Consider the following 9,623-nt stretch of genomic DNA (forward strand, 5'->3'; position numbering starts at 1 on the left):
TGAGGCCAGCGTCGCGGCGGCAGCATGAACGTGTGATGACCCTGTTGTCGTCACTTCCTGTATTTTCCCTGCCGGCCATTCACCCCGGCAGCGCACCACCCGCCCGCGCCGCCCGTTGCAGCGAGAACCGCATGTCCCATCGTCAGGTCCGTCCCCTGTTGCTGCTGTCGATCGCGGCCGTGCCGCTTGCGCACGCGCAGGAAGTCCTGCCCACCCCCGCCTCGCCGGAAGCCTGCGTGGCGATTTCCAGCGACGCCGCCCGCCTGGCCTGCTACGACCAGGCGTTGTCGCGCCGCACCGCCGATCCGCAGGCCGCCGATGCCGCGGCAAAGGCTGCCAGCGAACGCCAGAAGCAACAGCTGGACGCCAGCGTGCCGGAAGACGCCGGCGTCGCCGAGCGCACCCGCCAGCGCGCCGCCGCGATCTTCAAGCAGGACCGCTACGACAGCACCATCGCCAATGCCGGCAAGGGCTCGCTGCTGGACAGCCGCTGGGAACTGGCCAAGGACTCCAAGCTGGGCACCTTCCAGCTGCGCGCCTACAAGCCGGTGTACCTGCTGCCGGCGTTCTGGACCAGCAAGAAGAACGAGCTGCCGTCCTCGCCGAACCCGGTCAACACGGTGACCACCGCCGAGCCGCTGGACAGCGTGGAGGCGAAGTTCCAGCTGAGCTTCAAGACCAAGATCGTGGAGAACATCTTCGGCGACAACGGCGACCTGTGGGGCGCCTATACCCAGAGCTCGCGCTGGCAGGTCTACAACGCGGAGCAGTCGCGGCCGTTCCGCGAGACCAACTACGAGCCGGAACTGATGCTGGTGTTCCGCAACAACTACAGCCTGTTCGGCTGGAAGGGACGGATGACCGGCATCCAGCTGACCCACCAGTCCAACGGCCGCAGCGATCCGCTGTCGCGCAGCTGGAACCGGGCGATGCTCAACATCGGCCTGGACCGCGACAACTGGGCGCTGGTGCTGCGCCCCTGGTACCGCATCCCGGAGAGCCGCAAGCAGGACAACAATCCGGACATCGAGGACTACATGGGCCGCGGCGACGCGACCCTGATCTACAACCGCAACGGCCACGAGGTGGCGCTGATGGCACGGCATTCGCTGCGCGGCGGCGACCGCTCGCACGGCGCGGTGCAGCTGGACTGGGGCTTCCCGATCAGCAACCTGCTGCGCGGCCATGTGCAGGTGTTCGACGGCTATGGCGAGAGCATGATCGACTACAACCACCGCGCCACCTACGTCGGCGTCGGCATCTCGCTGCTGGAATGGTTCTGATCGGCCACGGCTGAGCGGCGCACGCGACGCCCGCCTGGGCGTCGCGTGCACCGATCGCTCAGAACCGGTAGTTGCCCTTCAACCAGAGATTGCGGCCCGGTTCGGCGATACGCACCGGGTCGGCCGGGAAGCCGAAATCGGCGCTACCGGCCAGGTTGAGATGTTCGCTGTAGCGGCGGTCGAACACGTTGTCGATGCCGGCGCTCAGCCGCAGCCCCTCACTGACCCGGTAGCCGCCGCTCACCCCCAGCGTGGCGAAACCGGCGCTGCGGCCGAGGTCGCGGCCGACCACGTTGCCTTGGTCCAACGCCACCCGCCCCTGCCGCGCCACCGCGCGCAGCAGCGCCCCGGCCGACCAGCGCTGCCCTTCCCACTCCAGTCGCAGCCGCGATTCCAGCGGCGGCATCTGCGGCAAGGGCGTGCCGTCGCTGCGGTTCTCGCCCCAGGCGTAGGCCAGCGTGCCGCGGAGGGTCAGGCCGTGCAACGGCTGCCAATCCATTCCCGCCTCGGCGCCGGCGATGCGCGCATCGACATTGTCGACGCGGGTGGTGGTGCCCATCATGCCGCCGTCGGCATAGGTGAAGAGGATGAAGTCCTGCACCCGCCCGGCGTAGGCGGAGACCCAACCCTGCACGGTCGCGCCGCGGTACTGCAGGCCGAGATCGAGCTGGGTGGTGCGTTCCGGGCGCAGCCCGGCGAAGGCGTTGGCCGCGCCCATCGGGCCCATGTCGGCAGAGAACAGCTCCCAGTAGTCCGGCATGCGTGCGCTGCGGCCGAGGCCGGCATACCAGACGGTGTCGGCCGAGAGGTTGCGCTCCACGCGCAGGAAACCGCTGCCCAGGTCTTCTCTGCGCGTCTGTCCGACAGTGGGATTGGGCATACCCATCATGCCGATGCTGCGCCGGGTGTCCTCGACCTGCGCGCGGTCCAGGCGCAAGCCGGCAATCCAGCGCTGCGCCGTGCCGGCGCCGAAGGTCGCCTCGGCGAAGGCGCCAAGATTGTCGAACCGCGCGTCGGTGCGCCACGGCACGGTCCGGTATGCGCCCTCGCCGCTGGCGCTGCGGTCGCGGTGGCGGCTTTGCTGCGTGTCGACGCCGGCCTGGACCACGACCTGCTCCCAGCGCCACTCCGATTCCACGCGCCCGCCGCTGGTGCGCCGGTCCACGTTGGCGGCCATCGGCATCGGCATCGCCGACTGCGGGTTGGGCCGGCGCAACGTGTAGTTGTCCATGACGTGGTCGGCGTCGTTGACGTAGGCGTTGGCGCGCAGCGCTTCCCAGGCGCCGGGCAGGTCGGTGCGCTCGAAGCGCGCGGCGTAGCTGGTGCGACGGAACTGGGTGCCGTCCATGCTGCGCCCGGCGTAGCGGGCCAGGCCGTCGCCGCTGCCGGCGGAGAGTTCCAGCACGGTGTCCGGGTCCGGCGTCCAGCCGACCGCGGCGTCGGCATTCCACTTGCGCCAGCGCGACGGCACCACTGCGCCGTCGCCATCGCGGTAGTCGCCGGACTCGGAGCGGTTGGCGTCCACGCGGGCGTAGCCGCTGCGGTTGCCGCCGCGCAGGTCCAGGTTCTGGTCGTTGCGGTTCCAGGACCCGACCAGCGCGCTGGCCTCGCCCTCCAGCGTCGGCGCCGCGTAGTGCGGCGTGTCGCGTTCGAAGCGCACGGTGCCGGCGGAGGCACCCGGCCCCCAGCGCACGGTCTGCGGGCCCTTGACGATGGTGAGCCGGTCGAAAGTCTCCGGCGCGATGTAGGACAAGGCGTTGTCCATCCGCGCCGGGCACGCGCCGACCAGGGTGCCGTCGTTGCTGAGCACGTTGAGCCGCGAGCCGAACATGCCGCGCAGCACCGGATCGCCGTTGGTGCCGCCGTTGCGGATCGCGGCGAAGCCCGGCACGGTCTTCAGATAGTCGGCGCCGTCGCTGGCCGGCACCGGCTGCCGCGGCAGCTTCGGATCGACCGTCCAGGTCAGCGGCGCGACCGGCGCGGTGGCGGTCACCAGCATCCGGTCGAGGGTGGTGGCATCGGGCGCCTCGGCATGGCCGGAAGCGGGAAACAGACTGACAAGAATGCAGCACGACAACGCCGCCCGCGTGGGCGACGGCAGGAACTGAGGCATGAGGTGAACTCCAGAAAAGAACGGCGCCGGCGCGCCTAGCGCACCGGAAACAGGAGAGCGCTCTGGAGATTCAGTGGCGGCCCGCGTGCGCCGTGCGCACGCCAGCGCACGGCGGCATGGACGCGATGACGCAGCGGCGTCGCGGCCCTCGGCGCCGGCAAGGCCGTGGCCAGCAGCAGGACGATCGCCAGCCACGGCAGCAGCCGTGCGGCGAGCAGGCAGTAATCGCAGGCGGCATGCGCCGGGCCATGGTCGCGCTGCATGCCCGACGCGTCTTCGTGGCCGGCATGGACGGCGCCGTGCTGCGGCGGCAGGTCCGCGTCGGCCTGCTGCAATCCAGCCGCGGTGCACAACGGCACCGGCAGCGTCGCCGCCTCGAGCAGCCGGCTGGCCACCGGCGCGACCACCAGCAACAGCGCGGCCAGCAAGGCGGGCCAGCGCATCAGGCGGCGCAGTCGGGCGGGAGCACGGAGGACGGACACCGCATCATTCTAGGCGGCCGCGTCGGCAGCGGGTCGGCCGCAGTCGCGGGTGCGACAACGTGACGCAGGAGGGGGCGCCGCGTGCTGCTCGACGACGCGCGACGCCTCTTGCGCGCGGTGAATCACGTGAGCGGTCAGCGCACGTGCTTGTGAATCAGCGCTTTGCTGATTCGGCTCTCATGTCGAAGAGCAGAAAAAACGGACGAGCGAAGTCTCAACGAACCTATCTTCGTTGTCCGGGGAAGCTGCCGCGCCCCGACAGCCGACGCCCCACGACGTAGCCGCCGTTGCTTCCGGAACCACGCTTCCGCGCCATACCTCACGCCCAATCGGCAATGCCTTCCCGCCGATAGGTTTCGTGGAACGCCGGGCGCGCCTTCATCCTGTCGGCCAGCGCCTTCAGCGCCGGCCAGCTGTCGGTGGGCCGCGGCATGTTGCGCGACCAGCGCATCAGCATGACCAGCACGAAGTCGGCTGCGCTGCAGTGCTCTCCCAGCAGATACGGGCCGCCCTGCTCCAGGTGGGTCGCCACCTCGTCCCAGGCCTTTTCCAGGAACGCGCGGGCACTGGCGCGCACGCGCTCGGCATTGTCGGCACCGGCCGGTTCGTCGGAATAGAACCAGTCGCGGTAGGCCGGCATCAGAGTGTAGGCGCCGAACAGCATCCAGCGGTAATAGGCCGCGCGTTCATGGGTGCCGGGCGGCGGCGCCAGGCCGGCGTGCGGATAGAGGTCGGCCAGGTGCATGGCGATGGCGACCGATTCGGTCAGCACCTGCCCGTCCAGCACCAGCGTCGGTACCCGCCCCTGCGGGTTGAGCGCCAGGTACTCGGGGCTCTTCTGCTCCTGGCGCTCGAAATCGAGCATGCGCAGTTCGAAATCGACCTGCAGTTCGATCAGCAACCAGTGCACGACGAACGAGGCGGTACTGGGCGAACCGTAAAGCACGATGGACACGACGCTTTCCCCGGAGGCGGAACCAGCCCCGATTATTGCCGCGGCGCCGGCGCACCGCCAGCGCGGTGCAGAACGCCGGCACTCAAGCCGGCGTTCGCGCTGCGGCCGATCAGGCCTCGACCACCACCGGGATCTTGCCGATGCGCGCCTGCCACTCGCGCGGGCCGGTCTTGTGCACCGACTCACCGCTGGCATCGACCGCCACGGTCACCGGCATGTCCTTGACCTCGAACTCGTAGATCGCCTCCATGCCCAGATCTTCGAACGCCAGCACCTTGCTGGCCTTGATCGCCTTGGACACCAGGTAGGCCGAGCCGCCGACCGCCATCAGGTACACCGCCTTGTTGTCGCGGATCGCGGCGATCGCCGCATCGCCGCGCTCGGACTTGCCGACCATGCCCAGCAGGCCGGTCTGCTCCAGCATCTGCCGGGTGAACTTGTCCATGCGCGTGGCGGTGGTGGGGCCGGCCGGGCCGACCACTTCGTCGCGCACCGGATCGACCGGGCCGACGTAGTAGATGAAGCGGTTGGTGAAGTCCACCGGCAGCGTCTCGCCGCGGTTGAGCATGTCGATCATGCGCTTGTGCGCGGCGTCGCGGCCGGTGAGCAGCTTGCCGTTGAGAAGAATCGTCTCGCCCGGCTTGAAACTGGCCACTTCCTCGCGGGTGATGGTGTCCAGGTTCACCCGGCGCGCATTGGTCGGGTTGTAGGTCAGCGTGGGCCAGTCTTCCAGCGATGGCGGATCCAGCATCACCGCGCCGCTGCCGTCCAGGGTGAAGTGCGCATGGCGGGTCGCCGCGCAATTGGGGATCAGCGCCACCGGCAGGTTGGCGGCGTGGGTCGGGTAGTCCTTGACCTTGATGTCCAGCACCGTGGTCAGGCCGCCCAGGCCCTGCGCGCCGATGCCCAGCGCGTTGACCTTCTCGTACAGCTCCAGGCGCAGTTCCTCGGCACGATTGGACGCGCCGCGGGCCTGCAGGTCGACGATGTCGATCGGCTCCATCAGCGCTTCCTTGGCCAGCAGCATCGCCTTCTCGGCGGTGCCGCCGATGCCGATGCCGAGCATGCCCGGCGGGCACCAACCGGCGCCCATGGTCGGCACGGTCTTGAGCACCCAGTCGACGATGGAGTCGGAGGGATTGAGCATGGCGAACTTGCTCTTGGCCTCCGAGCCGCCGCCCTTGGCCGCGACGATGACGTCGACGGTGTCGCCGGGGACGACCTTCACGTTGACCACCGCCGGGGTGTTGTCCTTGGTGTTCTGGCGCTTGCCGGCCGGGTCGGCCAGCACCGAGGCGCGCAGCTTGTTGTCCGGATGGTTGTAGGCGCGGCGCACGCCCTCGTTGACCATGTCTTCCACGCCCATGGTGGCGTCGTCCCAGCGCACGTTCATGCCGATCTCGAGGAACACGGTGACGATGCCGGTGTCCTGGCAGATCGGCCGGTGGCCCTCGGCGCACATGCGCGAATTGATCAGGATCTGTGCGATGGCGTCCTTGGCCGCCGGCGACTGCTCGCGCTCGTAGGCCGCGGACAGATTCTTGATGTAGTCGACCGGGTGGTAGTAGCTGATGTACTGCAGCGCGTCGGCGACGGACTGGATGAGGTCTTCCTGCTTGATCGAGGTCACGGCTGGCTCTGCGGCTGGCGGGGGGAAACCCGCCCATTTTAGGGCAAAGTGGCGGCCCCGCCCGCTGTCACGCCGGCACGCCCTGTTCCGTCCTGGTCGTCATGACCCACGATCCGACCTTCGAATCCCACCGCGCCCGGCTGTTCGGCCTGGCCTACCGCCTGCTCGGCAGCCGCGCCGACGCCGAGGACACCGTGCAGGACGCCTGGCTGCGCTGGCAGGCCAGCGACCGCGGCACGATCCGCGACCCCGAGGCCTGGCTGGTGACCGCCACCACCCGGCTCGGCCTGGACCGCCTGCGTGCGGCGCGCAGCGCCCGCGTCCACTACGTCGGCCCGTGGCTGCCCGAGCCGCTGGAGATCGCCGACGACGCCGACCCGGCCGAGCGCCACGACCGCGCCGAGCAGGTGTCGCTGGCCTTCCTGGCGTTGCTGGAGCGGCTGAATCCGCACGAGCGCGCGGCGTTCCTGTTGAAGGAAGCGTTCGACTACGACTACGCGCAGATCGGCCGCACCCTGGAGCGCAGCGAGGCCGGCTGCCGGCAACTGGTGCACCGGGCGCGCGAACGGCTCGGCCAGGGCCAGGCCCGCTTCGCGGTCACGCCCGAACGCCACCGCCAGCTGCTGGAGCGCTTCCTGCACGCCTCGCAGCGCGGCGACCGCGCCGCCATCGTCGCCTTGCTGCACGCCGACGCGCAGTTGCGCTCCGACGGCGGTGGCAAGGTCACCGCCAGCCTGCGCCCCCTGCACGGCGCCGAGCGCATCGGCCGGCTGTACTGGGCCGTGGCGCGGCGCGGCCTGGGCCTGCAGGCGCGGATCGGCACGGTCAACGGCGAACAGGCGATCCTGCGCTTCCTGGGGCCGCGGCTGCAGTCGGCGACGCTGCTGGTGATCGACGGCGAACGCATCGCCGAAGTGCTGACGCTGATGAACCCGGACAAGTTGCCGGCGCCGACGGCGCGACCTGCAGCCAGTCGTGACTGACCTGCGCCGGCGCTGTCACGCCGCGACGCACAGCCGCGTCCTGGAGGGGAAGGCGGCCATGCTGGCCGCCATGCGCGACCCACCATGCACTTCCATCGCATCGACTACACCCGCCACGAACCCGACGCATTCCGCGCCCTGCTCAGCGCCAGCCAGCAGGTCCACGACGGCACGCTCGGCAGTGCCCTCACCGAACTGGTGTTCCTGCGCGTCTCCCAGCTCAACGGCTGCGCCTACTGCATCGACATGCATGCCACCGCCCTGCGCAGGGCGGGCACCGAACCGCGCAAGCTCGACACCCTCGCCGCCTGGCGCGACAGCCGCTTCTTCGACGCCCGCGAGCGCGCCGCGCTGGACTGGGCCGAAGCGCTGACCACGCTGCCTGCCGGCGCGCCGCCGCAGGCCGCCTACGACGCATTGGCGGCGCAGTTCGATCCGGCCGGGATCAGTGCGCTGACCATGGCCGTGGCCGTGATCAACGCGTGGAACCGGTTGGGCGTGGGACTGCAGCCGGCGCTGCCGTAAGGGCGCTTCGCGCCGGGATTGGGGATTGGGGATTGGGGATTCGGAGGCAGGATCGCGTCGTCGGCAAGGATGCGTAGCATTTCAAAACTCCCGAATGCTCACCGCTGGACGCATGACCACGCATGCCAACACCAGGCAAACCCAGCGCGCGCGGCTCTGCTTGCACGAATCCCCAATCCCGAATCCCCGGCTTTTCAGCAGCCGAATGGCTGATCATCCCGCTGGCGTACGCCACCAGTCCACCGACATGTCCCCGCAACACGCCGCCGCTAGCGTGGCGCGCATCCCAGACGTGGAGCGCGCGCATGATCGAGAACGCCCTTGCTGTCGGCCTGGTCGACGAGACCGACCTGGCCCTCGCCTCCCCCGAACCGCAGTCCCGCGCCGGCGCCCGCTACCGCCATCGCCTGCTGATGTGCGCGCCGCAGCACTTCGCGGTGGACTACGTGATCAATCCGTGGATGGAAGGCAACGTCCACGCCGCCAGCCGCGAGCGCGCGCAGGCGCAATGGAACGCGCTGGTGTCCGCGGCCGAGGCGGCAGGCGCCCGCGTCGACTGCATCGCTGCCGCGCCGGGCCTGCCGGACATGGTGTTCAGCGCCAACGCCGGCCTGGTGCTCGGCGACCGTTTCGTGCCCAGCCGCTTCCGCCACGCCGAACGCCGTGGCGAGGAAGCCTTGTTCGCCGCCTGGTGCCGCCAGGCCGGCCTGCGCATCTGCGAACTGCCCGAGCAGGTGTATTTCGAAGGCGCCGGCGATGCGCTGCTGGACCGCGGCGCACGCCGGCTGTGGATGGGCCACGGCCACCGCAGCGACCTGGCCGCCGCGCACGAGCTGACCGACCTGCTGGACATCGAGGTGGTGCCGTTGCGCCTGGTCGACGCGCGCTTCTACCACCTGGACACCTGCTTCTGCCCGCTGCGCGACGGCTACCTGCTGTACTACCCGGCCGCGTTCGACGCCGCCGCGCAGCAGGCGATCGCCCAGCACATCCCGGCCTCGCGACGCATCGCCGTTGGCGAGGCCGACGCCCTCGCCTTCGCCTGCAACGCGGTGGACCTGGACGACACCCTGCTGCTCAACCGCGCCTCGTCCGAACTGTGCGCCGCACTGGCCGCGATCGGCTACCGCGTGGTGCAGACCCCGCTGGACGAATTCCTCAAGGCCGGCGGCGCGGCCAAGTGCCTGACGCTGCGGCTGGACGAGTAAGCCGAAAGAGGCTCCAGCCAGACGCCTCCATGAGCCCCTCTCCCCCCGGGAGAGGGGTTGGGGTGAGGGTACGGCCGCCATGGAACGCCTGGCAGTAGCAAGCATTTTCGAGGCTTCGCCCGTACCCTCATCCGCCCCTTCGGTGCACCTTCTCCCGCAGGGAGAAGGGAAGCGCTCGCCGCTCTCCCCGGGAGAGAGGTTGGGGTGAGGGTGCGACACGCCGCATGACACAGCCGTCGCGCCGGGCAGCCCACGCCGCTACGAACCCCATCAGCACAGCCCAAGGACCGCATTGAGCACCTCGCGCCACAACTGCTCGAGGTCGATGCCACCACGACCGCCGAACAAGCGGGACAGGCTGTAGCCGATCGCGAAGACCGCATACGACAGCGTCAACACCACCATGGTCGCCTCGCCCCACCGCAGCAGCGCGGCGGCGACCAG

Annotated in this window: 8 protein-coding genes; 4 read left to right on the forward strand and 4 right to left on the reverse strand. The window is 69.9% G+C overall.

The annotated features are described in order from the left end of the window. Nucleotides 1–131 precede the first annotated feature (131 nt). Nucleotides 132–1,283, forward strand: coding sequence for a phospholipase A (locus CEK69_RS01405; protein ID WP_026143478.1), 1,152 nt, complete (start codon nucleotides 132–134; stop codon nucleotides 1,281–1,283). Between the two features lie 58 nt (nucleotides 1,284–1,341). Here the strand turns inward: CEK69_RS01405 and CEK69_RS01410 are convergent, their stop codons facing one another. From CEK69_RS01410 to CEK69_RS01425, 4 genes are all read right to left on the reverse strand, one after another. Beyond that, a complete protein-coding gene (locus CEK69_RS01410; RefSeq protein ID WP_152243343.1) occupies nucleotides 1,342–3,396 on the reverse strand; it encodes a TonB-dependent copper receptor in 2,055 nt (684 codons plus the stop codon). A 35-nt stretch (nucleotides 3,397–3,431) separates the two neighbouring features. Next, nucleotides 3,432–3,839, reverse strand: coding sequence for a DUF2946 family protein (locus CEK69_RS01415; protein WP_152243365.1), 408 nt, complete (start codon nucleotides 3,837–3,839; stop codon nucleotides 3,432–3,434). A gap of 358 nt (nucleotides 3,840–4,197) precedes the next feature. Next, a complete protein-coding gene (locus CEK69_RS01420; protein WP_152243345.1) occupies nucleotides 4,198–4,833 on the reverse strand; it encodes a glutathione S-transferase family protein in 636 nt (211 codons plus the stop codon). Between the two features lie 109 nt (nucleotides 4,834–4,942). Continuing rightward, on the reverse strand, nucleotides 4,943–6,463 hold the full coding sequence (locus CEK69_RS01425; RefSeq protein WP_019799126.1) for a fumarate hydratase: 1,521 nt from the start codon (nucleotides 6,461–6,463) through the stop codon (nucleotides 4,943–4,945). Nucleotides 6,464–6,564: 101 nt separating this feature from the next. Between CEK69_RS01425 and CEK69_RS01430 the strand changes: the two genes are divergently transcribed. From CEK69_RS01430 to CEK69_RS01440, 3 genes are all read left to right on the forward strand, one after another. Next, complete coding sequence (locus CEK69_RS01430; RefSeq protein WP_152243347.1) at nucleotides 6,565–7,446, forward strand: RNA polymerase sigma-70 factor; 882 nt, start codon at nucleotides 6,565–6,567, stop codon at nucleotides 7,444–7,446. Nucleotides 7,447–7,530: 84 nt separating this feature from the next. Then, nucleotides 7,531–7,971, forward strand: a complete 441-nt coding sequence (locus CEK69_RS01435) for a carboxymuconolactone decarboxylase family protein (protein WP_152243349.1) — start codon at nucleotides 7,531–7,533, stop codon at nucleotides 7,969–7,971. Nucleotides 7,972–8,276: 305 nt separating this feature from the next. Beyond that, on the forward strand, nucleotides 8,277–9,179 hold the full coding sequence (locus CEK69_RS01440; RefSeq protein ID WP_152243351.1) for an arginine deiminase-related protein: 903 nt from the start codon (nucleotides 8,277–8,279) through the stop codon (nucleotides 9,177–9,179). The last annotated feature ends 444 nt before the right edge of the window (nucleotides 9,180–9,623 follow it).

This window comes from Xanthomonas sp. LMG 12462, assembly GCF_009192885.1.
Lineage (GTDB): Bacteria > Pseudomonadota > Gammaproteobacteria > Xanthomonadales > Xanthomonadaceae > Xanthomonas_A > Xanthomonas_A sontii.